The 26,226-nt window shown below is 70.3% G+C and carries 21 protein-coding genes; 12 read left to right on the forward strand and 9 right to left on the reverse strand.

The window, feature by feature from the left end; genetic code table 11:
- Window positions 1-67: 67 nt before the first annotated feature.
- Together OQ789_RS04285 and OQ789_RS04290 are read left to right on the forward strand one after the other, a co-directional pair.
- The gene (locus OQ789_RS04285) at window positions 68-760 is read left to right on the forward strand and encodes a hypothetical protein (protein ID WP_324683733.1); all 693 of its coding nucleotides are present in this window, start codon (window positions 68-70) and stop codon (window positions 758-760) included.
- A 46-nt stretch (window positions 761-806) separates the two neighbouring features.
- A complete protein-coding gene (locus OQ789_RS04290) occupies window positions 807-2,357 on the forward strand; it encodes a DNA polymerase Y family protein (RefSeq protein WP_324683734.1) in 1,551 nt (516 codons plus the stop codon).
- Window positions 2,358-2,388: 31 nt separating this feature from the next.
- On the opposite strand, the gene kasB is transcribed toward OQ789_RS04290, so the two are convergent.
- Both kasB and OQ789_RS04300 read right to left on the reverse strand, forming a co-directional pair.
- A complete protein-coding gene (gene kasB, locus OQ789_RS04295; protein WP_324683735.1) occupies window positions 2,389-3,642 on the reverse strand; it encodes a 3-oxoacyl-ACP synthase KasB in 1,254 nt (417 codons plus the stop codon).
- 155 nt (window positions 3,643-3,797) lie between these two features.
- A complete protein-coding gene (locus OQ789_RS04300) occupies window positions 3,798-4,826 on the reverse strand; it encodes a nucleoside hydrolase (RefSeq protein WP_324683737.1) in 1,029 nt (342 codons plus the stop codon).
- A gap of 42 nt (window positions 4,827-4,868) precedes the next feature.
- Between OQ789_RS04300 and cmaA1 the strand changes: the two genes are divergently transcribed.
- Window positions 4,869-5,747 carry a cyclopropane mycolic acid synthase CmaA1 gene (cmaA1, locus tag OQ789_RS04305; RefSeq protein ID WP_324683738.1) on the forward strand — a complete coding sequence of 293 codons (879 nt, stop codon included), beginning with the start codon at window positions 4,869-4,871 and terminating at the stop codon, window positions 5,745-5,747.
- Here cmaA1 and OQ789_RS04310 read toward each other — a convergent pair whose 3' ends face one another.
- Window positions 5,748-7,754, reverse strand: a complete 2,007-nt coding sequence (locus tag OQ789_RS04310) for an SDR family oxidoreductase (RefSeq protein ID WP_324683740.1) — start codon at window positions 7,752-7,754, stop codon at window positions 5,748-5,750.
- 94 nt (window positions 7,755-7,848) lie between these two features.
- Window positions 7,849-8,562: a histidine phosphatase family protein gene (locus OQ789_RS04315; RefSeq protein ID WP_324683741.1), complete on the reverse strand. Its 714-nt coding sequence runs from the start codon at window positions 8,560-8,562 to the stop codon at window positions 7,849-7,851.
- A gap of 161 nt (window positions 8,563-8,723) precedes the next feature.
- Here OQ789_RS04315 and OQ789_RS04320 point away from each other — a divergent pair, with 161 nt between their 5' ends.
- On the forward strand, window positions 8,724-9,590 hold the full coding sequence (locus OQ789_RS04320) for a MaoC family dehydratase (protein ID WP_324683742.1): 867 nt from the start codon (window positions 8,724-8,726) through the stop codon (window positions 9,588-9,590).
- Here the strand turns inward: OQ789_RS04320 and otsB are convergent.
- Window positions 9,587-10,762, reverse strand: a complete 1,176-nt coding sequence (gene otsB, locus OQ789_RS04325; RefSeq protein WP_324683743.1) for a trehalose-phosphatase — start codon at window positions 10,760-10,762, stop codon at window positions 9,587-9,589. The two genes, OQ789_RS04320 and otsB, sit on opposite strands and share 4 nt — an antisense overlap.
- Window positions 10,763-10,802: 40 nt before the next feature.
- A complete protein-coding gene (locus tag OQ789_RS04330; protein WP_324683744.1) occupies window positions 10,803-12,122 on the reverse strand; it encodes a wax ester/triacylglycerol synthase domain-containing protein in 1,320 nt (439 codons plus the stop codon).
- A gap of 169 nt (window positions 12,123-12,291) precedes the next feature.
- Between OQ789_RS04330 and OQ789_RS04335 the strand changes: the two genes are divergently transcribed.
- Entirely contained in the window at window positions 12,292-15,618 is a 3,327-nt protein-coding gene (locus OQ789_RS04335; RefSeq protein ID WP_324683745.1) for an error-prone DNA polymerase, read from the forward strand.
- A gap of 44 nt (window positions 15,619-15,662) precedes the next feature.
- Window positions 15,663-16,310, forward strand: coding sequence for a nitroreductase family protein (locus OQ789_RS04340; RefSeq protein WP_324683746.1), 648 nt, complete (start codon window positions 15,663-15,665; stop codon window positions 16,308-16,310).
- A 321-nt stretch (window positions 16,311-16,631) separates the two neighbouring features.
- On the opposite strand, the gene OQ789_RS04345 is transcribed toward OQ789_RS04340, so the two are convergent.
- Together OQ789_RS04345 and OQ789_RS04350 are read right to left on the reverse strand one after the other, a co-directional pair.
- Window positions 16,632-17,153 carry a hypothetical protein gene (locus tag OQ789_RS04345; RefSeq protein WP_324683748.1) on the reverse strand — a complete coding sequence of 174 codons (522 nt, stop codon included), beginning with the start codon at window positions 17,151-17,153 and terminating at the stop codon, window positions 16,632-16,634.
- Between the two features lie 445 nt (window positions 17,154-17,598).
- Entirely contained in the window at window positions 17,599-18,063 is a 465-nt protein-coding gene (locus tag OQ789_RS04350; protein WP_324683750.1) for a tRNA (cytidine(34)-2'-O)-methyltransferase, read from the reverse strand.
- A gap of 18 nt (window positions 18,064-18,081) precedes the next feature.
- Here OQ789_RS04350 and OQ789_RS04355 point away from each other — a divergent pair, with 18 nt between their 5' ends.
- The 6 genes from OQ789_RS04355 to OQ789_RS04380 all read left to right on the forward strand — a co-directional run bounded on the left by OQ789_RS04355 (window position 18,082) and on the right by OQ789_RS04380 (window position 23,712).
- On the forward strand, window positions 18,082-18,687 hold the full coding sequence (locus tag OQ789_RS04355; protein ID WP_324683751.1) for a class I SAM-dependent methyltransferase: 606 nt from the start codon (window positions 18,082-18,084) through the stop codon (window positions 18,685-18,687).
- Between the two features lie 256 nt (window positions 18,688-18,943).
- Window positions 18,944-21,799 carry a HAMP domain-containing sensor histidine kinase gene (locus OQ789_RS04360; protein WP_324683752.1) on the forward strand — a complete coding sequence of 952 codons (2,856 nt, stop codon included), beginning with the start codon at window positions 18,944-18,946 and terminating at the stop codon, window positions 21,797-21,799.
- The gene (locus OQ789_RS04365) at window positions 21,796-22,209 is read left to right on the forward strand and encodes a serine protease inhibitor (RefSeq protein ID WP_324683753.1); all 414 of its coding nucleotides are present in this window, start codon (window positions 21,796-21,798) and stop codon (window positions 22,207-22,209) included. Before OQ789_RS04360 ends, OQ789_RS04365 begins: the two co-directional genes overlap by 4 nt.
- 6 nt (window positions 22,210-22,215) lie before the next feature.
- On the forward strand, window positions 22,216-22,590 hold the full coding sequence (locus tag OQ789_RS04370) for a DUF742 domain-containing protein (protein WP_324683754.1): 375 nt from the start codon (window positions 22,216-22,218) through the stop codon (window positions 22,588-22,590).
- Between the two features lies 1 nt (window position 22,591).
- Entirely contained in the window at window positions 22,592-23,158 is a 567-nt protein-coding gene (locus OQ789_RS04375) for an ATP/GTP-binding protein (protein ID WP_324683857.1), read from the forward strand.
- Entirely contained in the window at window positions 23,155-23,712 is a 558-nt protein-coding gene (locus OQ789_RS04380; protein WP_324683858.1) for a pentapeptide repeat-containing protein, read from the forward strand. Before OQ789_RS04375 ends, OQ789_RS04380 begins: the two co-directional genes overlap by 4 nt.
- Before the next feature lie 6 nt (window positions 23,713-23,718).
- Here OQ789_RS04380 and OQ789_RS04385 read toward each other — a convergent pair whose 3' ends face one another.
- A complete protein-coding gene (locus OQ789_RS04385; protein ID WP_324683755.1) occupies window positions 23,719-26,226 on the reverse strand; it encodes an ATP-binding cassette domain-containing protein in 2,508 nt (835 codons plus the stop codon).

Genomic DNA, 26,226 nt, shown 5'->3' on the forward strand with positions numbered 1-26,226 from the left:
GTTTACTGCGAAATGTATCGAACATACATTCGAAAACTTTCCCCGGAGCTGGTGCTAGGAGGCTGTCATGACTGCGGCTTTTGCCTCTGGTCACCGCGAGGAAACCCGCGCTGAGCAGCTGGAATCGCTCCGGCGGCGGATGGCGGGCATCGCCGGGAGGAGGGGCGCGCCCGCGGCCGCCGCGCCCACCGGGGACCTGCTGCCGGACTCCGAATCCCGGCTGGCCCTCCCGCCGTGGCTGGCCGAGCTGCTGCCCGTGCCGGTGCCGCGGGGGACGGTCGCGGTGCTGTCGGGTGCCCGGTCGCTGCTGTTGAGCATGGTGGCCGCCGTCACGGCGGCCGGTGGCAACGCCGCAATCGTCGGCCAGCCCGACATCGGACTGCTGGCCGCCGCGGAGATGGGGGCGGATCTGAGCCGGCTCGCGGTGATACCGGATCCCGGCACCGATCCGGTGGAGGTGGCCGCGGTGCTCGTCGACGGCATGGATCTGGTGGCCCTGGGGCTGGGCGGGCGCCGGGTGCCGCCCAGCCGGGCGCGGGCGGTGGTGGCCCGCGCCCGGAGCAAGGGCTGCACCCTGTTGGTCACCGGCGGCGATTGGCAGGGGGCGCCGACGCGCCTTGCCGCCCGGGTCTGTGGCTATGAGATCGCCCCGGGCTGCCGGGGGGCGCCCGTCCCCGGGCTCGGCCGGATCGGCGGGGTGCGGCTGCAGGTCAGCGGGACGTGCGCGGGGCGGACGGTTGGCCGGGCCCGCGCCGGGTGACTCCGGGGTGAGCCCGGCGGCCTCCCGCGTTCTGGCGATCTGGTGCATGGACTGGCCCGCGGTCGCGGCGGCGAAGGCCGCCGGCCTGCCCGCGACCGCCCCGATCGCGGTCACGCTGGCCAACCGCGTGATCGCCTGCTCGTCGGCCGCCCGCGCGGCGGGGGTGCGGCGGGGCCTGAGACGCCGGGAGGCGGCCGCCCGATGCCCACAACTGCACGTCACCGCCGCCGACGCGGACCGCGACGCCCGCTTCTTCGAAGCGGTGATCGCGGCGGTGGACGACCTGGTGCCCCGCGCCGAGGTGCTGCGGCCCGGCCTTATGGTGTTGCCGGTGCGCGGGGCGGCCCGCTATTTCGGGTCCGAGGCCACCGCCGCCGAACGGCTGATCGATGCGGTGGCCGTGAGCTCAGCGGCCGGCGCCGAGTGTCAGGCCGGGATCGCCGACCAGTTGTCCACCGCGGTCTTCGCGGCGCGTGCGGGCCGCGTCATCGAGCCGGGAGGCGACGCGAAGTTTTTGTCGGCGCTGTCCATCCGCCAGCTTGCCACCGAGCCGAGCCTGTCCGGCGCCGGCCGCGAAGAACTGACGGACCTGTTGTGGCGGATGGGGATTCGCACTATCGGGCAGTTCGCCGCGCTGTTGCGCAGCGACGTGACTTCCCGATTCGGCGCCGACGGGGTGACCGCGCACCGGTTGGCCCGCGGCGAACCCGAACGGCCGCCGTCGGGCCGGGAGCCGCAGGCCGAACTCGAGGCCGTGCTGGACTGCGACCCGCCGATCGACCGGGTCGACGCCGCGGCATTCGCCGGGCGCTCACTGGCCGGCAGGCTGCACCAGACGCTGATGGCCGCCGGCGTGGGATGCACCCGGCTGGCCATCCACGCGGTCACCGCCAACGGCGAGGAACTGCACCGGGTGTGGCGGTGTGCCGAGCCGCTGACCGAGGACGCCACCGCCGACCGGGTGCGCTGGCAGCTCGACGGATGGTTGAGCAGCCGCACCGCCCGCCATCCCCGTCCCACCGCCGCGGTGACCCTGTTGCGGCTGGACGCGGTGGAGGTGGTCTCCGCCGAGGCGCTGCAGTTACCGCTCTGGGGCGGCCTGGGCGAGGAGGACCGGCTGCGGGCCCGCCGGGCGCTGGTGCGGGTGCAGGGCCTGCTCGGCCCGGAGGCGGTGCAGGTGCCGGTGCTGTCCGGCGGACGCGGCCCGGCCGAGCGCATCACGCTGATCCCGCTCGGCGACGAGCCGGTGCCGCGGGCAGATCCCGATCCGCCGTGGCCCGGCCGGCTGCCCGAGCCGTCACCGGCGGTCCTGCTTGACGACCCGGTGGAACTGCTTGACGCCCAAGGGAACCCGATAAGGATAACCGGCCGGGGGCTGTTCTCCGCAGATCCCGCGCGCCTGGTCGGCGGCGGTGACCCCGGCCGCGACGAGCGGCTGTGCTGGTGGTCGGGGCCCTGGCCGGTCGACGAGCGATGGTGGGATCCCGAATCGAGCAAGGGGCGCACCGCCCGCGCCCAGGTGCTGCTGGAGAGCGAACGCGCGCTGCTGCTGTGCTATCGCCAGCGGCGCTGGTACGTGGAGGGCAGTTACGAATAGCCTTGCGCGCGAACGTATTCGAATGCCGCGGTCAATAGCGCCCGAAGGCGATGGCGACGTTGTGCCCGCCGAAGCCGAACGAGTTGTTGATCGCGTACTCGTAGTTGCCCCGGCGTGGTTTGCCGGCCACCACGTCGAGGTCGATTTCGGGGTCGAGGTTCTCCAGGTTGAGCGTGGGCGGGACCACCTGGTCGCGCAGGGCGAGCACGGTCAGGATGGATTCCACGGCGCCGACGGCGCCCACCGAGTGCCCGAGTGCGGCTTTGGGGGCGTAGACGGCCGGTTTGTTGCTGCCCAGCGCGTTGTTGATGGCCTTGCTCTCGGCGACGTCGCCGACCGAGGTGCCGGTGGCGTGGGCGTTGACGTGACCGATGTCGGACGGGGTGAGCCCGGCGAGCTGGATGGCGCGGCTCATGGCATGCCCGGCGCGTTCGCCGTTGGGGTCGGGGGCCACCATGTGGTAGCCGTCGGAGGTGATGCCGGCGCCCATGATGCGGGCCAGGATGTTGGCGCCGCGGGCTTTGGCGTGTTCCTCGGTTTCGATCACCATGAGCGCGCCGGCCTCGCCGAACACGAAGCCGGTGCGGTCACGGTCGAACGGGCGGCAGGCGCCGGCCGGGTCGTCGTTCTTGGTCGACATCAGGTCGCACATCTGGGCGAACGCCGCAATCGGCACCGCCTCGATCTTGGCCTCGACGCCACCACAGATGGCGATGTCGGCCTCGCCGAGCACGATGCTGCGCCAGGCCTGCGCGATGCCCTCGGAGCCCGACGCGCACGCCGACCCCAAGGTGATCGCACCTGCCCCGGCGTGCCGCTCCAGCGCCACCGTCGCGGCGGCGCCGTTGGGCATGAATCTCTGGATCCCGAGCGGGTAGACGGCCTTCAGGCCACGCGCGCGCATGTCGTCATAGCTGAAGACCAACTCTTCCGATGGACCCAAACCGGTGCCGACGGACACCAACAAGCGGTTGCAATCGACCTCGGGTGAACCGATGTTCTGCCAGACCCGCCGGCCCAGGACGATGGACATCCGCTGCAGGTGAGCGGTCCGACGCAGCTCCACGCGGGTCAACTGGCTGTCGAATTCCTCGAGCAGGTGTCCGCCGATGCGCACCGGCAGGTCGAACTCCCCGACGAATGGGTCCTCGAGTCTGCGGATACCACTTTGTCTGTCCAGCAACAGCTTCCAGGTGGTCTCGGCATCGGTGGCCAGGGCGGTCGTCATCGCCACGCCAGTGACGACCACATCAGGCAGCGTCTTCCCGGTGACCAGCTCCACCACTCAAGAAACCCTTTCCCCTGCTCAGAGCCCCTTAACACCTGACGCGCCCCCGCGCGTCACTCCTCTACAAAATCATCAACCGAGCGCTCCTGCCACAGACACGCCTACGGGCTTTCGACTCTTCGTTTGGTGGCTGACCTTTCGCTTTTGCGGAGTCATCGCAGCAACGTTCGTGCAAACGGTCCCACCCGTTCGATGAACCGGTCGAAGAACGCCGCAGCGTCCACGTCAATCCCGATGAGCGCGTTGGGTTCTCGACGGCCCGACCAATCGGTCACCGTCATCGCGCGGGTCAGGGTCCCGGTCAGCTCGATGCCCACGGTCGCCGGGCGCGTGCTGACCAGCCCGGGATCCAGCGCGACGGCGGCGGCCAACGGATCGTGCAGGTGCGCCCGATAGCCGTGGCCGAGCTCGTGATAGGCCTCCAAATAGAACCGCATCGCGTCCTCGATCACCCGAATCAGCGGGTTCGACGCGCCCGACCGGGTTCCGGGCGCGTCGTGTTCGCTCAGCGGCGTCGTCGTCGACTCCGCGGCCGCCGCCAGCCGTGCGAGGTGCTCGGGCGCCATCGCCACCTTGCGGGTCAGGTCCAGGCCGCACAGGATAGGAAGTCGCTGTCGCCCAACGCTTTCGGGGCACCAGGCGGCCAGCACCTCGGCCGCCGCCTCGGGGTCTACGCTGATGTTCCACTCCGCCACCGCGGTGGTGTTGCCCCGGTGGTCGTAGGAACCGCCCATGATCACCAGCCGCCTCAGCAGTGTGGGCAGCGCGGGCTCGGCGCGCAGCGCCAGGGCCAGGTTGGTCAGCGGGCCGGTCGCCACGCCGAGCAGCTCACCGGGAAAGGCGCGCGCCGCGCGCACCCAGGCCCCGGCCGCGTCGTGGCCGGTGAGCGGCTCGGAGCCGGGCGGCAGGTCGGCGTAGCCCAATCCCCTGGGGCCGTGGACTTTTGACGGCAGCCGCAGCGGCCCGGTCAGGGTCTGCGCGCAACCGCGGGAAACCGGAATGCCGGTGCGCTCGCACAGGGCCAGCAAGCCCAGGTTGTTCTCGCAAACCTGTTCCACCCCAACGTTTCCCCCGGTCGAGGCGATGCCGACCACCTGGGCGTCCGGGCTGGCGAACAGATACACCAGCGCCAGCGCATCGTCCACGCCGGTGTCGACATCGACGAACACGGGTGAGCTCATTCCCTCCAAGATACCGGCGACTAGGCTGGCACGATGCCATCAATGTCGGAGCCCCCCGAGGGGACAGATTTGAGTCCGCACTTCGACGATGTGCAGGCCCACTACGACCTGTCGGACGAGTTCTTCCGGCTATTTCTCGACCCGACCCAGACATACAGCTGCGCCTACTTCGAGCGCGACGACATGACGCTGGAAGAGGCACAGATCGCCAAGATCGACCTCGCGCTCGGCAAGCTCGGCCTGCAGCCGGGCATGACGCTGCTCGACGTCGGCTGCGGCTGGGGGGCCACCATGATGCGCGCGGTGCAGAAGTACGACGTCAACGTCGTCGGCCTCACCCTGAGCCGCAACCAGGCCGAGCACGTCGAACAGCTGATCGCGCGGTCGGACAGCCCGCGTTCGGCACGAATCCTGCTGGAGGGCTGGGAAAAGTTCGACGAGCGGGTGGACCGGATCGTCAGCATCGGCGCCTTCGAGCACTTCGGCCACGAGCGCTACGACGCGTTCTTCACCCTGGCACACGACCTGCTGCCCGACGACGGCGTCATGCTGCTGCACACCATCACCGGCCTGCACCCGACGGAGATGGCAGAACGCGGCATGCCCCTCTCGTTCACGTTCGCCCGATTCATCAAATTCATTGTCACCGAGATCTTTCCGGGCGGGCGGCTGCCGTCGATCCCGATGGTCGAGGAGCGCGCGACCGCGAACGGGTTCACGGTCAGCCGCGTGCAGTCGCTGCAGCCGCACTACGCCAAGACGCTCGACATCTGGGCCGCCGCGCTGCAGGCCCACAAAGACGAGGCCATCGCGGTGCAGTCCGAGGAGGTCTACGAGCGGTACATGAAGTACCTGACCGGGTGCGCCGACGCGTTCCGGATCGGATACATCGACGTCAACCAGTTCACGCTGCAGAAGTGATCACCAGTGCACGCCCGGCACCAGGCGGACCAGCCGCTTGACCGGACGGGGCGTGCGGATGCCGCGGGTGACGGCGCGCACGGGCCGGCCGGGCTTGCGCCGAGCGGTCCGCGGGGCGGGCGCGGGTTCGGCGGACAGCCCGCGCGCCGCAGCCGAATCGGGATAGCCCAGGTAGAGCTGGTGCAGCACCCGCCGCGAGGTCCTCGGGGCGAAGTAGTTGCCGGCCTCGGCGAGCGTGCCCAGCGGGGTGTCTATGCGGGCCGGCTTTTCCACCAGCCCGCGCACCACCATCGCCGCCGCGCGCTCGGGGCTGATCGCAGGCACCGGGTTGAGCCGGTGCGACGGCACGATCATCGGGGTGCGCACCAGCGGCATGTGGATGTTGGTGAAGGTGATGTGGTCGGACAGCACCTCAGAACCGACCACGTCGGAGAACGCGTCCAGCGCGGCCTTGGACGGCAGGTAGGAGCTGTATTTGGGGTTGCGTGCCTGCACGCCTGCGCTCGACACGTTGACGACGTGGCCGAACCGGCGCTCGCGCCAGTGCGGTAGCAGCGCCAGCACCATCCGGACAGCGCCGAAGTAGTTGACCGCCATCACCCGTTCGTAGTCGTGCAGCCGGTCGGTGGAATTGACCACCGAGCGGCGGATCGACCGTCCGGCGTTGTTCACCAGGTAGTCGACGTGGTCGAAGCGTCCCAGGATGTCCTTGACGGTGTGTTCCACCGACGCGGAATCGGTGACGTCGCAGGTAAAGGCATGGGCGGCACCGCCATCGGCGCGAATCTCGGCGACCAGCGAATCCAGGGCCGCGCCGTTGCGGGCCAGCGCGAACACCGTGGCGCCGCGCTCGGCGATCGCGACGGCCGAAGCCCGGCCGATGCCGCTGGACGCGCCGGTGATGATGACGTGCCGGCCCCGCAACGGCTCCCGCGGGTCGTCGCGGCGTGCGCGATCCGGGTCGAGGTGCTCCGCCCAGTACCGCCACAGCCTGGGCGCGTACCCGGCGAACTCCGGAACCTCGATGCCGGTGCCCTGCAAAGCATTTCGCGTCTTCTCGCTGACGAAAGTGGGCGCCAGGTCGACCACGTCGAACACCTCGGCGGGAATGCCGAGCTGGGTGGCCGCCATGTTGCGCATCACCCGGGCGCGCCCGCGCACCGCGAGCACCGGGGCGGCCACCGCGCGGGGCAGCGAACCGCGCAGCGGTGGCAGCCCGGCCGCCTTGGCCACGCCACGGTAGATGCCGCGCAGGCCCACCGTTTTCTCGGCGGTCAGGTGGAATGTCTGCCCGTCGCGGCCGTCGGCGTGCATCAGCGCGACCAGCGCGTCGACCACGTAGTCGACCGGGACGATGTTGGTGCGGCCGGTGTCGGGCAGCAGCATCGGGGTCAACGACGGGAGCACGGCCAGCTTGGCCAGCACGCCGAAGAAGTAGTACGGGCCGTCCACCTTGTCCATCTCGCCGGTGCGGGAATCGCCCACCACCACCGCCGGGCGGTAGATGCGATGACGCAGTCCCGGCGCCGAGCGCACCAGCAGCTCGGCCTCGAACTTGGTCTGGTGGTACGGCGTCGGCAGCTGCTGGCCGACGTCGAAGTCGTCCTCGGTGTATTCGCCGGCGAAGTCGCCGGCGACGGCGATCGACGACACGTGGTGCAACGTGGCGCCCAGCCGCTGTGCCAGCGCGATCACCGCGCGGGTGCCCTCGACGTTGCCGGCCCGCTGCTCGGACTCGCCGGCGGTGAGGTCGTAGATCGCCGCGCAGTGCACCACGTGATCGATCTCGCCCAGCTCGGCGAGGACCTCGTCGCTCAGCTCGAGCTCCGGCAGCTCACCGACCAGCGGTTTTACCCGCCCGTCCCAGTGTTCCGCGAGCCGCTCGAATCGGCCCAGCGACTGCCGTCGCACCAGCACCCAGACCCGCGCGTCGGGGCGGGCTTCCAGAAGACGAGACACGACACGGCGACCAATAAACCCGGTACCGCCGGTAACGACATACCGCATGAAGACATGGTGGCCGCGTCGGCCCCGCCCGTCAACTACCGATCTCGCGGGGGTGGACGTACGTACGGCCCACGCTCGGCGCGCGTCGGCCGGCCTAGTTGCGGAAGTCGCGGATCCCGTCCCAGTCCACCAGCGTCCAGCCGGTCATCGGGTTACCGCTGATCACCACCCGGCCGGTGTTGGGAAGCGGGTGGCTGTCCATCAGGCTGCGCTTGGCGTTCTGCGTATTCAGCAGCGTCCACACCATGATCGCGTTCATGTGTGAGAACACCACCGGATTGTGATGGCCGCTGTTGTAGATCTTGTTGACCGCCCCGGTGAACTGGTCGTTGAACTGTTTGCCGCTGATCGAGCCGGGGATGGTGTCGGATACGTCGCCGTTGAGCCAGTTCACCGGCGCCAGCATGTACGTCGACTTCGCCATCGACTCGGGTTTGCCGTTGAACCAGCCGGCGTCGATCTCCTGGATGCCCGGCAGCACCTCGACCTGCTTGCCGAGTTCGGCGGCCAGCGGTGCGGCGGTTTGCTGCGCCCGGGTCATGGTGGAGGCGTAGACGCTGTCGAAGTCCTTGCGGCCGAGCTGGTGCGCGAGCTGTTCGGCCTGTCCCTTGCCTTCCGGGGTCAGGCCCGGGCCCGGCACCTCGGTGTCGATGATTCCGCTGGCGTTGGCCTCCGACTGGGCGTGCCGGATGAAGGTCACGGTGATGGACCGAGCCTGCGGTGAGCCACCGCAGCCGGCGACGATCATCGTGGCGGTCAGCGCGGCGAGCGCCGCCGCGGCTGTGCGGATCATGCTGCGCATGGGCATGTCGATAGCCTGCCCTGCCGACGGCCCCGGTGGGAAGGGTTTGCGCTGGTTTGTTACCGCGCGGCCTGCGGCCGTCTCACTCCCCGAGGGCCGCAGCGACCGCCATTTCGCCGGATGCCAGAGTGGACCGAGGATCCCTACTCACCGATCAGGAGACTTCCATGGCGATTGATCCGAGTGCCGTCGGCGCGGTCACCGAACCCATGCAGTTCGAGTGGACCGACCGGGACACGCTGCTCTACGCGCTCGGTGTCGGCGCCGGGATCGACGACCTGTCCTTCACCACCGAGAACAGCCACGGGATCGACCAGCAGGTGCTGCCCACCTATGCGGTGATCTGCTGCCCGGCCTTCGGCGCGGCCGCCCTGGTCGGACGGTTCAACTGGGCCATGCTGTTACACGGATCCCAAAGCATCCGGCTGCACGCACCGCTGCCGCCCGCGGGCAAGCTCTCGGTGGTCTCCGAGGTCGCCGACATCCAGGACAAGGGCGAGGGCAAGAACGCGATCCTGGTGCTGCGCGGCCGGGGAACCGAGCCGGACTCCGGGCAGCTGATCGCCGAGACGCTCACCACGCTAGTCATCCGGGGCGAGGGCGGCTTCGGCGGCATGCCGGGGCAGCGGCCGATCGCGCCGGAATTCCCGGACCGCGAGCCCGACGTGCGCATCGCGCTGCCCACCCGCGCGGACCAGACGCTGATCTATCGGCTGTCCGGCGACCGCAACCCGCTGCACAGCGACCCGTGGTTCGCCCGCGAGCTGGCCGGCTTCCCCAAGCCGATCCTGCACGGGCTGTGCACCTACGGGGTGTCGGGGCGCGCGCTGGTGGCCGAGCTGGGCCAGGGCGTCGCGGCCAACGTCACCTCGATCGCGTCGCGGTTCACCTCGCCGGTGTTCCCCGGCGAGACACTGACCACCCTGATCTGGCGCACCGAGCCGGGCAAGGCGGTGTTCCGCACCGAGGCGTCGAATCCGGACGGCTCCGACCCCCGGGTGGTGCTCGACGACGGCGCGGTGGAATACGCCTAGCCGCGCGTACGCGCCTGAGACGGAGCGTGCGGCAACTGATCCGCCAGCCGGTCGGTGAACTCGGCGGCCTGGGCGGGGCTGTCCAGCGCGAACAGCGCGGCGGTGGCGCGGTCGCCGTCGTCGGTGTGCCGCACCAGGATTGGCACGCCCGGGACAGGCCCGCCGCGCACCGCGTCGAACGCGTCCTCGTCGGTGATGTCGTCGCCGAGGTAGACCGGGGTCAGCGAGCCCGACCCGGCCTCGTGCAGGTGATCGATCACCCAGCGCAGCGTTTTTCCCTTGTCCCAGTCCAGGTCCGGGCGCAGCTCCATGACCTCGCGGCCGGTGGTGACCCGAAGCCCGTCGCGGCGGCCCACGGCGCGCACCGCCGCCAGCACTTCGCCGACGCGGTCGCGTTGGGCGTTGCGGTAGTGCACGGCGACACCGAAACGCTTGTGCTCCACCACCACTCCGGGCACCGCGCCGAGCTGGTCGCGCAGCTGACCGGCCGCCTCCTCGAGCAGCGGGATGGCGGCCGCCGCGTCGTCGTTCTGGTGGTGTGTGCCGTCGGGCGCGGTCAGCTCGAAACCGTGGCTACCCCCATACCAGATACCTTGCACCCCAACGCGTTTGGTGACGTCGGCGAGGTCCCGGCCGGACAGCACCGCGACCGGGCACCGCGCGGCCAGCTTGTCCAGCGCCTCGGTGGCGCCCGCAACGGGCCGCGCCGAGTCCGGGTCGTCGACGATGTCCGACAGCGTGCCGTCGAAGTCGAAGAACACGGCCGGTCGCCGATCGGCCAGCCCGGCCGCCAGGGCCCGCGACGCATCGGGCAGCTGCGACATCCGGTGGTCCCCGGTCCGCACGGTCACGTCGCGCAGGCCGGCGACCACCGCATCGGCGCCGCGCAGCGCATCGCCCGGCCCGGCCGGATCGACGGCGATCACCAACGCGAATCCCGCGGCGCGCGCCGCCTCGACGCCCGCGGCGTCCCCGGCGACCACGACGCAGCGGCCCGGGCGCACCCGTAGCCGGTCGGCCGCCGGCACCGGACCATCCGCCGAAACGGCGGCCGTGCCCACCCCGGCCTCGCGCAATTGCGCGGCCAGCGGGGAGCCCAGCGCGGCGTCGGCGTCGAACAGCACCGCGTCGTGGCGGCGGGGATCGATGACCACCGATTCCGACTTGGGCACGACCAACCCTCTCACGGGGGGCGGGTGCGGTGGGAGCGGGTCAGTAGGCGGACGGGTGCGCCCGCGGCACCCGGCGGGGCAGCGCGCGCGGGGAACGCCTGCGTTTGAACAGCAGCACGGAGTCGTCGCCGAGGGCCACCAGCCGTGCCATGCCCAGCTCGATGCCTGCGGCCAGCTGCTTGACGTCGAACGTGTCGCGGTGCTCGGCGGTGATCCCGAAGACCAGCTCGTCGCCGTAGCTCAACACCGCGACGCCGGTGTGCAGCGCCGTGGCGGTCGGCGGGATCGGCAGCAGCCGTTCCAGCGTCTGGCCCATCACCCGAAGGTGACGGCGCGGCCCGGGCACGTTGGTGGCCAAGGTCACGACGGCGCGCTGCGGGAGACGGGATAGCAGTTGTAACGTATTGCTGCGCAACACGTTCGGCAGGAATCCGATCGCCGACTCCACGATGCCGGCCGGTCGCGGCTGGGCGCCCTGCTTTGCCTGCCACCTGGCGTGCACCGTCTGCAACCGCCGCACCGGGTCATCGTGTTCGACGGGCAGGTGCGAGAGCATCGCCGAGCGGACCGGCATCGGCGCCAGGGTGCGCAGCGAGTCCCGCCGCGGTTCCTCGCCGCGGCCGAGCAGCGCGGTGCGGAAGCCCTCGGTGATCGCGGCGAGCGCAACGTCGTTGGCGCTGACGCCGAATTTGCGGCAGACGCTGTCCACGTCGGCGATCGGGACCCGCACCGTGCTGTAGCGCCGCGAGGCTTTGACCGCGTCGGCGCACACGGCGGGCCACACGGCGCCGGCCAGGGCGCCGGCGGCCGACGAAGCCCGCCACAGCGCGTCGACCCAGCCCGGCTTGCGCCCGACGGGCGGCGAAACATGTTTGGCCGCGGCGCCGTTGGCGAAGGTATCGGCGTCGGCGTCGTCGCAGAGCCTGCTGATCAGGCGGGCGGCCGAGTTGCCGTCGAGCAGGCCGTGGTGGGTCTTCATCAGGATCGCCCACCGGTTGCCCTGCAAGCCCTCGATGACCCAGCACTCCCACGGCGGGCGGTCCAGGTCGAGGGGCCGTTCCAGGGCGTAGGCGATGGCCCGGGACAGCTCGGCCTCGTCGCCGGGGCGGGGGAGGGCCGCCCGGCGCAGGTGGTGGGCCAGGTCGAAGTCCGGGCACTCGATCCACTCCTGGCTCAGCGGATGCGCCCGCAGCAGCTGTGTGCAGCGTGGAATCGGCTGGATGCGTTCCGCCAGCAGGCTTTTGAGCGTTTCGTAGGCGGGGGCGGTGCCGTCGACGATGGCGACCGCCCCGATCGACAGGCTCGCGTGCTGATCCGGATCGTGGGCTTGTAGGAATGCCGTATCCAGTGTCTGTGCCATGCCGGTCCCCGCCGTAGTCCGCTTTTTTGAACTTGTACCAGTGTGTGTGCAGCGCGTGATCCGCGATAGTGCCGCAGCGTTAAGACCTTGTTTAGGAGTTGAAGATCGGTTTAACAACAGTTGGACTGAGCCGAGATTAAATCGAACATCAGTTCGATATACTCACGGGGTGGGCTGGTTCAACGGGCCGCCGAGCTGGGCGGAAATGGAGCGGGTGCTCGACAGCAAGCCGCGCCATGCCGGGGAATCGCCGGGCCCGGAATCCGACGGCCCCCTGTCGCGGCGGCGGGCGACGTACCGGCCACCGGACGACGGCCGGGCGTCCCGCTCGTCCGTCGCTCATTCCGTTTCGTACGCCGAGCTGCATGCGCATTCGGCGTTCAGCTTCCTGGACGGGGCGAGCACGCCCGAGGAACTGGTCGAGGAGGCGGCCCGGCTGGATTTGCGCGCCCTGGCGCTCACCGACCACGACGGCTTGTACGGGGCGGTGCGGTTCGCCGAAGCGGCGGCCGAGCTCGACATGCGCACCGTGTTCGGCGCCGAACTCTCCCTCGGCCCGGGTGCGCGCACCGAGCAGCCGGATCCGCCCGGCCCGCACCTGCTCGTACTGGCCCGCGGCGCGGAGGGGTACCGGCGGTTGTCGCGGCAACTGGCCGCCGCGCATCTGGCCGGCGGCGAGAAGGGCAAGCCGCGCTACGACATCGACGCGCTGGCCGAGGCGGCGGGCGGGCACTGGCACATTTTGACGGGCTGTCGCAAAGGGCATGTCCGGCAAGCACTTTGCGAGGGCGGCCCGGCGGCGGCGGAGCAGGCGCTGGCCGATCTGGTGGACCGGTTCGGTGCGCACCGGGTGAGCGTCGAGCTGACCCATCACGGCCAACCGCTCGACGACGAACGCAACGCCGCGCTGGCGGCGCTGGCCCCACGCTTCGGGGTTGGCGTCGTCGCCACCACCGGCGCGCATTTCGCGGGGCCGCCGCGGCGCAGGCTGGCCATGGCGATGGGCGCCATCCGGGCGCGGCAGTCCCTGGACGCGGCGGCGGGATGGCTTGCCCCGCTGGGAGGTTCGCACCTGCGCTCCGGCGAGGAGATGGCCCGGCTGTTCGGGCATGTGCCTTTCGGGGGCACTGATGTGGTGGCCGCGGCCGCCGAGCTGGGCGAGCAGTGCGCGTTCGGGCTGGCGCTCATCGCGCCGCAGCTGCCGCCGTTCGACGTGCCCGCCGGGCACACCGAGGACAGCTGGCTGCGGCAGCTGACCATGGCCGGGGCGCGCGACCGGTACGGATCGGCCGAGAACGCCCCGCGCGCGTACGCCCAGATCGAGCGTGAGCTGAAAGTCATTGCCCAGCTGACATTTCCGGGCTACTTCCTGGTGGTGCACGACATCGCCCGGTTCTGCCGGGACAACAACATCCTGTGCCAGGGCCGGGGGTCGGCGGCCAACTCCGCGGTCTGTTACGCCCTGGGCGTCACCGCGGTGGACCCGGTGGCCAACGAGTTGCTGTTCGAGCGTTTTCTGTCGCCGGCCCGCGACGGGCCGCCCGACATCGACATGGACATCGAGTCCGATCAACGCGAAAAGGTCATCCAGTACGTCTACGACAAATACGGTCGCGACTACGCCGCCCAGGTCGCCAACGTCATCACCTACCGGGCAAAGATCGCGGTGCGCGACATGGCCCGCGCCCTGGGGTTCTCGCAGGGGCAGCAGGACGCGTGGAGCAAACAGATCAGTCACTGGAACGGGTTGGCCGACTCCCCGGATCCGGCTGTTCTAGAAGGCATCCCGCCACTGGTGGTCGACCTGGCGAACCAGATCCGGAACCTGCCGCGGCACATGGGTATTCATTCCGGCGGCATGGTGATCTGCGATCGCCCGATCGCCGACGTGTGCCCGGTGGAATGGGCGCGCATGGAGAACCGCAGCGTCCTGCAATGGGACAAGGATGACTGTGCGGCAATCGGTTTGGTGAAGTTCGACCTGCTCGGGCTGGGGATGCTCTCGGCGCTGCACTATGCCATCGACCTGGTGGCCGAGCACAAGGGCATCGAGGTGGACCTGGCCCGCCTCGACCTCTCCGAGGCCGCGGTGTACGAGATGCTGGCCCGCGCCGATTCGGTCGGGGTGTTCCAGGTGGAGTCGCGCGCGCAGATGGCCACCCTGCCGCGGCTGAAGCCGCGGGTGTTCTACGACCTGGTGGTGGAGGTCGCGCTGATCCGCCCCGGCCCGATCCAGGGTGGGTCGGTGCACCCCTACATCCGGCGGCGCAACGGCCTGGATCCGGTGGTCTACGACCACCCGTCCATGGAGTCGTCCCTGCGAAAGACGTTGGGAGTGACGCTCTTTCAGGAGCAGCTCATGCAGCTCGCGGTCGACTGCGCCGGTTTTACCGCCGCCGATGCCGATCAGCTGCGCCGCGCCATGGGGTCCAAGCGCTCGACCGAACGGATGCAACGGCTGCGTGGCCGGTTCTACGAGGGCATGCGCGAATTGCACGGCGCCTCCGACGAGGTGATCGACCGCACCTACGAAAAGCTGGAAGCCTTCGCCAATTTCGGCTTCCCCGAAAGTCACGCGCTGAGCTTCGCGTCGCTGGTGTTCTACTCGTCGTGGTTCAAGCTGCACCACCCGGCGGCGTTCTGCGCGGCCTTGCTGCGCGCTCAGCCGATGGGGTTCTACTCGCCGCAGTCGCTGGTGGCCGACGCGCGCCGGCACGGCGTCACGGTGCACGGCCCGGACGTCAACGCCAGCCTGGCACACGCCACCCTGCAGAATGCCGGGACCGAGGTCCGCCTCGGCCTGGGTGCTGTCCGCCACATCGGCGACGACCTGGCCGAACAACTCGTCGGCGAGCGAAAAGCCAACGGCCCGTTCGCTTCTCTGCTGGACCTGACGACCCGGCTGCAGCTGTCCGTGCCGCAGGCCGAGGCGCTGGCGACGGCGGGGGCGCTGGGCTGCTTCGGGATGTCGCGACGGGAGGCGTTGTGGGCCGCCGGGGCGGCGGCCACCCAGCGGCCGGGCCGGCTGCCCGGGGTGGGAGCCCACGGGGCCGATGGGTCGCACATCCCGGCGCTGCCCGGAATGAGCGAGCTGGAACTGGCCGCCGCCGACGTGTGGGCCACCGGCGTCTCCCCGGACAGCTACCCGACACAGTTCCTGCGGGCGGATCTGGACGCGATGGGGGTGGTGCCCGCCGAGCAGCTGGGCTCGGTGCCCGACGGCGACCGGGTGCTGATCGCTGGCGCGGTCACCCATCGGCAGCGGCCGGGCACGGCGCAGGGGGTCACGTTCATCAATCTCGAGGACGAGACCGGGATGGTCAACGTGCTCTGCGTGCCCGGGGTGTGGGCGCGCCATCGCAAGCTGGCGAACTCGGCGCCGGCGCTGCTGGTGCGCGGGCAGGTCCAAAACGCGAGCGGCGCGATCACCGTCGTCGCCGAGCGGCTCGGCCGTATCACATTGGCGGTCGGCTCCAAGTCCCGCGACTTCCGCTGACTCGGCGAACGGCCGGCGATCAGCCGCCTCGGTAGTCTCCAAACATGACCCTCAACTTGTCCGTCGACGAAGTCCTCACCACGACCCGCTCGGTACGCAAGCGTCTCGACTTCGACAAGCCGGTAAGTCGCGACGTGCTGATGGAATGCCTCGAACTGGCGTTGCAGGCGCCCACCGGGTCGAATGCGCAAGGCTGGCAATGGATTTTCGTCGAGGATGCCGAGAAGAAGAAGGCGATCGCCGACATCTACCTGGCCAACGCCCGCGGCTATCTGAGCCTGCCGTCCGCCGAGTACCCCGAGGGCGACACCCGCGGCGAGCGGATGCCCAAGGTCAAGGACTCCGCGATCTACCTCGCCGAGCGCATGCACGAGGCGCCGGTGCTGATGATCCCCTGCCTTCAGGGGCGGGTGGAGAAGGCGCCGCTGGGACTGAGCGCATCGTTCTGGGCATCGCTGTTCCCCGCGGCGTGGAGCTTCTGTCTGGCGTTGCGTTCACGCGGGCTGGGCACCTGCTGGACCACGCTGCACCTGATCAACGACGGCGACAAACAGGCCGCCGAGGTGCTCGGTATCCCGCACGACGAGTACAGCCAGGGTGGGCTGTTCCCGATCGCCTACACGAAGGGCACCGACTTCCGCCCCGCCAAGCGGTTGCCCGCCGAGCAACTCACGCATTGGAACAGTTGGTAGGTGGCTGAGAGCGATTGTTCCGTCGGAATCATCCGGGTTGCTTCTTGGCCGATATCGGTGGAACCCGCCAAGCCGGCCGCGACGTCCAAACCGACGCCGTTGCCGAAACGAGTCGACCCGTTGCCGGTCGCCACAACCGTGCCGGCGCCGAGAAAACCGCGCAAACATCACCACGACGACGGTGATCGGCTTGCGCCACAGATTGTGGTGGTGGATATGTTTCTCCCACAGTTCGAGGAAACCTGCTCTGCAAAAACGACAGGGAATGTATGCCGCGGAGAGGCGAACTTGGTGGCCGGTACAACTTCGCAGGTGGATGCGCTACGTCATGGAGGCGAGCATGCTCCTGGCGTCGGGCAATGACGCCTGAAACGCGTCGCCACTGATTCCGCAGTAATCCATGAAAGCCCCCGTGTGGGTCGACGGGTTGAACAGCGCAATCCATGTTCCATAGGCCGGCGCCGTGCCCTGCTGCAGTTGCACTTGAGCCGTGTAGTTGATCGACAGTTGCTGCTGAAAGTGGTTGCCCTGCACCGTCTGTGCCTGCGGCTGGGGCTGTTGCTGCACGTCGATCAGCCGGCGGGCTTTGATGTCCTGACCGATCATCCGGGTCGCTTCTTGGCCGATATCGGGCGCGCCCGCCGCACCGGAGCTGGCGTCCAACTGCGCCCCTTGACCGTATTTGACCAGGTTGGCATAACCATGTCCCTGGTCGTGGATCGACCATCCGGGAGCCAGCTTCAAGACCACGCCGTTGCCGAAATCGACCGTCGATCCGTCACCGGTCGATTTCGGCGCCAGTCCCACACCCACGCCGAGGCCCAGGGACAGCGCAAGCGTCACCACGATGGTGATCGGCTTGCGCCGCAGATAGGAATCGTGAATGTAGGTGCGATATGGCCCATGCGTCGTCGGCCGATTTGGACTTTGCACCGGTTTCTCCATTCCTGGGAATGACTGTTCATTGTTAGTACGCACTACGGCTTCTCGATGTGGCCGCGTGCAATTCCAGAAGATCCTGCGTTGCAAAAGCGACAGAAATTATATGTCGAGAAATAGGCACGCCAGCTCGATTGCGTGCGCGTTCTCGGCGATGATCTTCCCGACATGACGCTGCAATTCGCGTAGGGATTTGACCGCGTCCGCTCGAGCAAGGTCGGGCGGAGCTGCTCCTGGCTGTCGTCCGCGCGACCGAACCTGATCAGGTGTGCGCTCAGAATGATTTGGATGATCTGGTGTCGCTGCCCGCACGTCAACGGGACCGGCTCGGGGCGCGGTCGTCGACCAGTCAGACCGCCCCGGTGTAGCCGTGTTGGCGCCAGGCTTCGTAAACGGCGATCGCCGCCGCGTTGGACAGGTTCAGGGAGCGCCGGCCCGCCAGCATCGGGATGCGCACCTGCGCGGTGACGTGCGGGTCGGCCAGCGTGGCGTCGTCCAGCCCCGTCGGTTCGGGGCCGAACATCAGCACGTCGCCCGCCCGGTAGCCCACGTCGGCGAACGACGTGGGCGCGTGGGAGGTGAAGGCGAACACCCGCCGCGGGCACAGCGCCGCCCAGGCGGCCGCCAGCGAGGCGTGCACGGTGACCGACGCGAGGTCGTGATAGTCCAGCCCCGCCCGGCGCAGCTTGGGTTCGGACAGATCGAAGCCCATCGGCTCGACCAGATGCAGTTCGCAGCCCGTCGCGGCCACCGTCCGGATGGCGTTGCCGGTGTTGGGCGGGATCCGCGGGGACACGAACATCAGCTTGAACACAACGCCGATAATGGTCGCATGGTCGAGCCGAGCATCTGGATGCAGAAGGTCGCCGCCGATCCCGGGCATTCGGATTGGTACATCGAGCGTTTCCGCGCCATGGCCCGCGCCGGCGATGACCTCTTCGGTGAGGCCCGCCTGGTGGACGCCATGGTCCCGCGCGGCGCGCGCATCCTCGACGCCGGCTGCGGGCCCGGGCGCCTCGCCGGGTATCTGGCCGGGGTGGGCCACCAGGTGGTGGGCGTAGACGTGGACCCGGCGCTGATCGAGGCGGCCGAGCAGGATCACCCCGGCCCGCGCTACCTGGTCGGCGACCTCGCCGACCTGGACCTGCCCGCGCGCGGCATCGCCGACCCGTTCGACGTCATCGTGTCCGCCGGCAACGTCATGGCCTTTTTGGCCCCTAGCACCCGGATCCAGGTGCTGAGCCGGCTGCGGGCCCACGTCGCCGCCGACGGCCGGGCGGCGATCGGCTTCGGCGCAGGCCGCGACTACCAATTCTCTGAGTTTCTCGGCGACGCGGCCGCCGCGGGCTTCGCGCCCGACCTGCTGCTGTCCACCTGGGATATGCGGCCGTTTTCCGACGACTCCGATTTCCTCGTCGCGCTCCTTCGCCCCGCCTAGACGCGGGTTGCTTCCGGTGTTTGCCAGCGGTGACCGCGCCGGCGCGGCTCCACCTTGGAGGGACCTGTCTGCTCAGTAACGATTCTGGTGGCATGCGCCGCGGGCTGTCATACTCGTCGGATTGCCACATCTACACGCACACGCGTATCTGGCGCGGGGGCGGGCGACATAAAGCAGGAAGTTCCATGAGCCTCTCGTTTCCTTCAGCGCTCAGCGTCAGCGCAGCGGCCGGTCGCGCGGCCGCGATGACGTGACCATGTTCACCCGCCCGGCCAAACCGGCCGAGGCGGATGTCGCAGCGCCCGCACCGGACCGCGGTGCCGAGGCCGCGCCGGTCAAACGCCCGCCGGCCTGGTCGCCGAGCAACTGGCCGGTGCGCTGGAAGGTGCTGGCGATCGTGCTGGTCCCGCTGATTTTGGCGACGGTCTTCGGGGTGCTGCGCATCCACGCCGCCATGGCCAACGCGGCCGGCCTGCGGCTGGCCGCCACCCGCGCCGACGTGGCGCCGGTGATCACCAAGTACATGTCGGCGCTCGACGTCGCGCTGCTGGCCGGCTCCACCGGCCGCGACGTCGAGGGCGCGAAGAAGAACTACGAGGCGCGCAAGTACGAGCTGCAGTCCCGGCTGGACGACACCGACGTCAGCGACGACGTCCGCTCGGGGGTGAATAACCTGCTCGACGGCGGCCAGCTGCTGGTGAACAAGGCGGCCGACCCCGGGCTCGGTTTGCGGGAGCGGGTGACGCTCTACGCGCCGATCCTGCTGACGGCCGAGGACGTCATCAACGCCTCGGTCCGCATCGACGACGAACACATCCGCGCTCAGGCGCAGGGCCTGAGCCGGGCGCTCGGCGCCCGCGGGCAGATGACGATGCAGAAGATCCTGATCACCCGCGGGGGCGAGCTTCCCGAGCCGCAGCTGCGGACCTCGATGGCCACCCTGGCCGGCACCGAACCGTCGACACTGTTCGGCATGAGCGAGGTGCTCGGCGCCGGGTCGCCCGAGGCCAAGACGCTGCAGCAGCAGATGGTCGGCCGGATGGCGATCATGTCCGATCCGGCCAGCGTGCTCGTCGACAACGCCGACCTGCTGCGGTCGATCCAGACCACCGACGACATCGCCGACCACGTCATCAAGAACGCCACCGCGTCGGTGATCAAGTCGGTGCACGCCCAGGCCGCCGAGCGCCGCACCGCCGCGATCCTGGACACCGTCCTGGTGCTGGCCGCCATCGTGATCGCGCTTGCGGTGGTTCTGCTGGTGGCGCGCGCCCTCGTGCGGCCACTGCGGATCCTGCGCGATGGCGCCCTCAAAGTCGCCCACACCGATCTCGAAGAGGAGATCGCGCGCGTGAAAGCCGGTGGGGCCGAACCGGTTCCGAGTCCGCTGCCGGTGTACACCACCGAGGAGATCGGCCAGGTCGCCCACGCGGTCGACGAGCTGCACACCCAGGCCCTGCTGCTGGCAGGCGACGAGGCGCGGTTGCGCCTGCTGGTCAACGACATGTTCGAGACCATGTCGCGGCGCAGCCGCACGCTGGTGGACCAGCAGCTGGCGCTCATCGACCGGCTGGAGCGCAACGAGGAGGATCCCGAGCGCCTCGAGAACCTGTTCCGGCTCGACCACCTCGCGGCGCGGCTGCGCCGCAACAGCGCCAACCTGCTGGTGCTGGCCGGCGCGCCGCTCGCCCGCGACCAGCGCGACCCGGTGCCGCTGGCCACCGTGATCAACGCCGCGGTGTCCGAGGTCGAGGACTACCGCCGCGTCGAAGTCGCCGGGCTGCCCGAGTGCGCGCTGATCGGCGCGGCCGCAGGCGGCGCGATCCATCTGTTCGCCGAGTTGATCGACAACGCGCTGCGCTACTCGCCGCCGACCAGTACCGCCCGGGTCTCGGCGTCGCGCGGCGGCGACGGGGGAGTCGTGGTGCGAATCGCCGACTCCGGCCTGGGGATGAACGACGCGGACCGGCGGATGGCCAACATGCGGCTGCAGGCCGGGGGCGTTCAGGACGAAGCCAGTCTCGACCCGACCCCCGACAACGCCCGGCACATGGGTCTTTTCGTGGTCGGCCGGATCGCGGCCCGGCACGGCATCCGGGTGGGGCTGCGCGGCCCGGCGCCCAACGAATCGGGCCCGGGCACCACCGCCGAGATCTACCTGCCGCCGTCGGTGCTGGCCGGGGCGGCCGGCGCCGACCCGGCGGCGCCCCGCCACATCCGCGCGGTGTCCTCGCCGAGCGCCAAGCTGGCCAGCGCCAACGCCGCCAACGCCGCGAACGCCGACGCCGGCGCGAGCAGCGCCAACGCCGACGACCGCGGCCGCGGCGACCGGGAGCCGGCGGGCACCGCCCCGGATGCGGACGGGCCGTCGGTCACATTGCTGCCGCGCCGAAACCCGGGCTCCAGCGGCATCACCGAGGTCCCCGCGCCGCCGGCCGAACAGCAACCCGGTCGCCAGCGCCGCGAGCTGGCGACCCCGTGGTGGGAGAAGGTCCCCAAACCCGCGCCCGCCCCCGAACCCGCCCCGGAACCGAAACCGGCGCCCGCGCAGCCGGCCCGGGCGGCGTCGGACACCTCGGCCTTCTTCTCCGCCCGCTCCCGCGAGGCCGACCGGCGCACGGAGCCGCGGCAAGAGCCGCAGGCGCCGCCGGCCGCGGCCGCGTCCATCCCGTCGGCCCCGAAGGCGCAGGCGGCCGACGACGACGTCATCTACCGGCGGATGCTGTCAGAGATGCTGGGCGACCCGCACGACCTGGTCAACAGCCCCGACCTGGATTGGCAGTCGGTCTGGGATCGAGGCTGGACGCTGGCGGCCGCGGCCGAGGACAAGCCCGTCGAGGCGCACACCACCGACCACGGCCTGCCGGTGCGCACGCCGGGCGCCCGGCTGGTCCCCGGCGGTGCCAACGGCCTCGAGACCGGCGAGCCGGCCGAGCCCGACCAGGAGCCCGGCGGCCCATCGCCGTCGCACCGGGAGCCACAGCACGCGGCCACCGGACCCGTAGCCCGCGACCCCGAGGCGGTTCGCGCCTCGTTCAGTAGCCATTTCGGCGGCGTGCGCACCGGACGCTCGCACGCCCGGGAAACCGACCAAGGATCCGACCAACAATGACGTCACCCGACAACTCCCTGGACTGGCTGGTGACCAGGTTCGCCAGCGAGGTCCCCGGCGTCGCGCACGCGCTGCTGGTGTCCGTCGACGGGCTGCCCATCGCCGCCAGCGAGCATCTGCCGCGGGAACGCGCCGACCAGCTCGCGGCCGTGGCATCCGGGCTGGCCAGCCTGGCCACCGGCGCCGCGCAGCTGTTCGAGGGCGGCCAGGTGCTGCAGTCGGTGGTCGAGATGCAGAACGGCTACCTGCTGCTGATGCGCGTCGGGGACGGCTCGCACCTGGCCACGCTCGCGGCGGCGTCGTGCGACATCGGTCAGATCGGCTACGAGATGGCCGTGCTCGTCGAACGGGTGGGCGGCGTGGTCCAGTCGATCCGCCGGTCGGCCGCGCAGCACTCGCCCAGCCGGTGAGCCGCGATGGACACCTCCGACACCTCGCCGGCGCACCGCAAGGGGAATCTGGTCCGCCCGTATACCCTGACGGCCGGGCGGACCGACACCGACGTCGACCTTCCCCTCGAGGCGCCCATTCAGACGCTGCAGGCAGGGCTGACGCACCGCTGGCCGCCGAACGACCCTAGAGGCAGGATCGTCCGGCTGTGCGTCGACAGCCCGTCGGTCGCCGAAATCTCGGCCCGGCTGGATCTGCCGCTCGGCGTTGCGCGCGTCCTGGTCGGCGATCTGGTGTTGTCGGGCTACCTTCGAGTGCATAAGACGCTGTCCGAGCGTTCGACCAGAGATGAGCGCCACGAACTCATAGGAAGGACACTGCGTGGCTTACGCGCACTCTGACGTGCAGGCTGATTCCGGAGCCCACGCTTCGACGAAGATCGTCATCGCCGGCGGATTCGGAGCCGGAAAGACGACGTTCGTCGGGGCGGTGTCGGAGATCATGCCGCTGCGCACCGAGGCGATGCTCACCGACGCCTCGACTGGCGTCGACGTCCTCGAGGCCACCCCGGACAAGCGGACCACCACCGTCGCAATGGATTTCGGCCGGATCACCCTGGCCGAGGATCTGGTGCTCTACCTCTTCGGCACGCCGGGGCAGCGCCGCTTCTGGTTCATGTGGGACGACCTGGTGCGCGGCGCGATCGGCGCGGTCGTGCTGGTCGACTGCCGCCGTCTGCAGGACAGCTTCGCCGCGGTCGACTTCTTCGAGCACCGCAACCTGCCGTTCCTCGTCGCGGTCAACGAGTTCGACGGCGCGCCGCGGTATCCCGTCGCGGAGGTGCGCGAGGCGCTCACGCTGCCCACGCACATCCCGGTGATCACCGTCGACGCCAGGGACCGGCGGTCGGCCACCGACGCCCTGATCGCGGTCAGCGAATACGCGCTGGCCAGCCTGGCGGCCAGCTGACTACGAGTTGGGTCGACCGGGAATTCGAAGGCCACGACTTCACCGACGACGACCTCAGCCGCTTGCAGACCGAGCGGGTCGTGTTCAGCGAATGCAACTTCAGCGGCGCCAACCTCGCCGAGTCGGAACATCGCGGCTCGGCCTTCCGTAACTGCACGTTCCGGCGGACGTCGTTGTGGCACAGCACCTTCTCCCAGTGCACCATGCTGGGCTCGGTATTCATGGAGTGCCGGTTTCGCCCGATCACCTTCGACGACGTGGATTTCACGCTGGCCGTGCTTGGTGGCATCGACCTTCGCGGCGTTGACCTGAGCGGGTGCCGGCTGCGGGAAACCAGCCTGGTGGAGGCCGACCTGCGCAAGGCCGTGTTGCGCGGCGCGGACCTGCGTGGCGCGCGGACCGTCGGCGCCCGGCTGGACGGCGCCGACCTGCGCGGCAGCACCGTGGATCCGACGCTGTGGACCATGGCCTCGCTGGCCGGCGCTCGCGTCGACGTCGACCAGGCTGTGGCGTTCGCACTCGCCCACGGGTTGCGGCTCGACGGCGATCGCTGAAGGCGCTCAGCGGGCGAGCCGGAGGCGCCAGCGCACCAGCGCCGCGTAGCCGACGGAAAGCACCCCGAGCATGCCCATGTCGAACAGCCAGGCCGCGGCCGTGTGCCGGAAGTGGCTGTCCCGGGGGCTCTGCGGGCCGGGCGACACCGCCCACAGGTCGACTGTCGAGCCCTGCGCCGCGTAGCCCCACCGCGAGGGCACCAGCCAGGACAGCTGGTCGAGGAAGACGCGGTGGGTGACCGGCACCATGCCACCGCACAGCACCATCTGCAGCATCAGCGAGACCACCAGCAGCGGCATCACCTGCTCGGACGTGCGCGCCAGCGCCGAGAGCAGCAGGCCCAGCATCGCCGCCGCCACGCACGTCGCCGCGACCCCGGCGAACAGCTCGAGGGTCGCCGCGAAACCGGACGTGCCGAGCAGCACCGCCGGCCGCGTCGGTGCCCCCTTGCCCAGCACCACGATGACCGTGGCGATGGCGGCCTGGACGACCGCGAACGTGCAGAACACCGCGACCTTGGCCAGCAGGTAGGCCGTGCCGGACAGGCCGACGGCCTGTTCCCTGCGGAAGATCGGCCGCTCGCCGACCAGGTCGCGGATGGTCAGCGCGGTACCCATGAACACGGCCGCCATGGTGAGCAGTGTCAGGATCATCCCGGCCTCGCCGGCCGACTCACTGAGCGGATCCGCGTAGCCGAAGCCTGCGCTGCCGGGAACCGTCAGCGACAGCGCGCCCATCACGAACGGCAGCACCGCCAGGAACAGGAAGTAGGCGCGGTCGGCGACCACCAACCGGACCTGACGGCGCGCGATCGTGGAGAACTGGCGCAGCTTGCCGGTGTGCGGCGTGACACCCAGCTCGGCGGGCGCCTCGGTCCGGGTGGGCGGCTGTGGCCCGTTCTGGGCTTCCGCGCGGGCCCTGAAGCGGCGGTTGGCCTCGTCGGGGTCGGCGCCCACCTTGGCGAAGATCTGCGCCCAGTTGGTGGTTCCCATGGCCGCGCCGATCTGGGCGGGCGGGCCCAGATACGCCGTCTTGCCGCCCGGCGCCATCAGCAGCACCTGGTCGCAGACGTCGAGGTAGGTCAGCGAGTGGGTGACCACCAGCACGACGCGGCCGGCGTCGGCGAGTTGCCGAAGCATGGTCATCACCTGCAGGTCCAGCGCCGGATCCAGGCCGGAGGTCGGTTCGTCGAGGATCAGCAGCGACGGCCCGGTCAGCAGTTCCAGCGCCACCGATGCCCGCTTGCGCTGGCCGCCGGAGAGCCTGTCGACCCGGGTGTCGGCGTGCTCGGTCAGCCCCAGCTCGTCGAGCACCTGAGCCACCACCTGCGCCCGGTCGGCCTTGTTGGTGTCGGGGGGCAGGCGCAGCTCGGCGGCGTAGCCGAGCGCCTGGCTGACGGTGAGCTGGCGGTGCACGACGTCGTCCTGGGGGACCATCCCGATCCTGGTGCGCAGCGAGGCGTACTCGGTGTGGATGTCGTGGCCCTCGAAGGTCACCGAGCCCGACGTCGGCGTGGCATACCCGGCGATCAGCCGCGACAGCGTGGTCTTACCTGCACCTGAGCCGCCGATCACCGCGGTCAGGGTGCCGGGCCGGGCGACCAGCGAGATCCGCTCCAGCAGGTTCTTCCCGTCGACGCCGAAGCTGACCTCGCGCACCTGCAGGCCGCCGGTGCGGGTCGCGGCCTCCTGACGGCGGACCAGTATGCCGTCGTGGAACACCAGGTCGACGTTGCCGATCGTCACCACGTCGCCGTCGGACAGCGACGCCGACTCGACCTTGACCCCGTTGACGAACGTGCCGTTGCTGCTGTTCGCGTCGCGGATCTCGGCGCCGTTCGGGGTCGGGCACACGAAGGCGTGGTGGCGTGAGGCCAGCACGTCGTGCACCACGATGTCGTTGCTGAGCGCGCGCCCGATCCAGGCGGCGCGGCCGCCGGCCGGCGGACGATCGGACCCGCGGCCCGCAATCTTGACCCGGGTGGTCGGGAACTCGGCGGCGGCGTCGGTCGCGCCGGGCCGCGGCGGCGGGTTCGCCCCGGACGGCGGCCCGTACTGGGGCACCGCGCGCGTCGCGGCGTCCGGCCGGACGATCGGAACCGCGGTCCGGCGCTGGGCTTCCCGCGGCCCCACCGGCCCGGCCGGTCGCGGGGTGTGGATCAGCGGGACCGAGTCGGTGGGCGGCAGCAGGCCGACGCTGCCGGTGTGGCGGCCCACTTCGAAGGTGAGCCGCGGACCGTCGGGTTTGCCGATGTTGATCGTCTGGCCGTCATGGATGTCGACGACCGGCACCCGCCGCCCGTCGAGGTACATCCCGTTCAGCGAGTTGTTGTCGACGGCGAGCCACCGGCCCCGCTCGAAGCGCAGCAGCACGTGCGCGCGGGCGATCAGCGGGTGCGCCACGCGCAGGTCGGCGCGCAGGTCGCTGCCGACGACCACGTCGCGACCGGCGGCGAAGCTGCCTTCGGAGCGGTCAGACCGAGCCGTCAGCACGGGCCGCGCAGGTCGAGTCAT

Source organism: Mycobacterium sp. 94-17 (assembly GCF_035617725.1).
In the GTDB taxonomy this organism is placed as follows: Bacteria; Actinomycetota; Actinomycetes; order Mycobacteriales; family Mycobacteriaceae; genus Mycobacterium.

Excerpts from the sequence above, each read along its gene's own strand:
- OQ789_RS04285 (WP_324683733.1), top strand. The coding sequence starts at position 68 with ATGACTGCGGCTTTTGCCTCTGGTCACCGCGAGGAAACCCGCGCTGAG.
- OQ789_RS04290 (WP_324683734.1), top strand. The coding sequence starts at position 807 with ATGGACTGGCCCGCGGTCGCGGCGGCGAAGGCCGCCGGCCTGCCCGCG.
- OQ789_RS04300 (WP_324683737.1), bottom strand. The coding sequence starts at position 4,826 with ATGAGCTCACCCGTGTTCGTCGATGTCGACACCGGCGTGGACGATGCG.
- cmaA1 (WP_324683738.1), top strand. The coding sequence starts at position 4,869 with ATGTCGGAGCCCCCCGAGGGGACAGATTTGAGTCCGCACTTCGACGAT.
- OQ789_RS04310 (WP_324683740.1), bottom strand. The coding sequence starts at position 7,754 with ATGCGGTATGTCGTTACCGGCGGTACCGGGTTTATTGGTCGCCGTGTC.
- OQ789_RS04315 (WP_324683741.1), bottom strand. The coding sequence starts at position 8,562 with ATGCCCATGCGCAGCATGATCCGCACAGCCGCGGCGGCGCTCGCCGCG.
- OQ789_RS04320 (WP_324683742.1), top strand. The coding sequence starts at position 8,724 with ATGGCGATTGATCCGAGTGCCGTCGGCGCGGTCACCGAACCCATGCAG.
- OQ789_RS04330 (WP_324683744.1), bottom strand. The coding sequence starts at position 12,122 with ATGGCACAGACACTGGATACGGCATTCCTACAAGCCCACGATCCGGAT.
- OQ789_RS04340 (WP_324683746.1), top strand. The coding sequence starts at position 15,663 with ATGACCCTCAACTTGTCCGTCGACGAAGTCCTCACCACGACCCGCTCG.
- OQ789_RS04355 (WP_324683751.1), top strand. The coding sequence starts at position 18,082 with ATGGTCGAGCCGAGCATCTGGATGCAGAAGGTCGCCGCCGATCCCGGG.
- OQ789_RS04360 (WP_324683752.1), top strand. The coding sequence starts at position 18,944 with ATGTTCACCCGCCCGGCCAAACCGGCCGAGGCGGATGTCGCAGCGCCC.
- OQ789_RS04365 (WP_324683753.1), top strand. The coding sequence starts at position 21,796 with ATGACGTCACCCGACAACTCCCTGGACTGGCTGGTGACCAGGTTCGCC.
- OQ789_RS04370 (WP_324683754.1), top strand. The coding sequence starts at position 22,216 with ATGGACACCTCCGACACCTCGCCGGCGCACCGCAAGGGGAATCTGGTC.
- OQ789_RS04385 (WP_324683755.1), bottom strand. The coding sequence starts at position 26,226 with ATGACTCGACCTGCGCGGCCCGTGCTGACGGCTCGGTCTGACCGCTCC.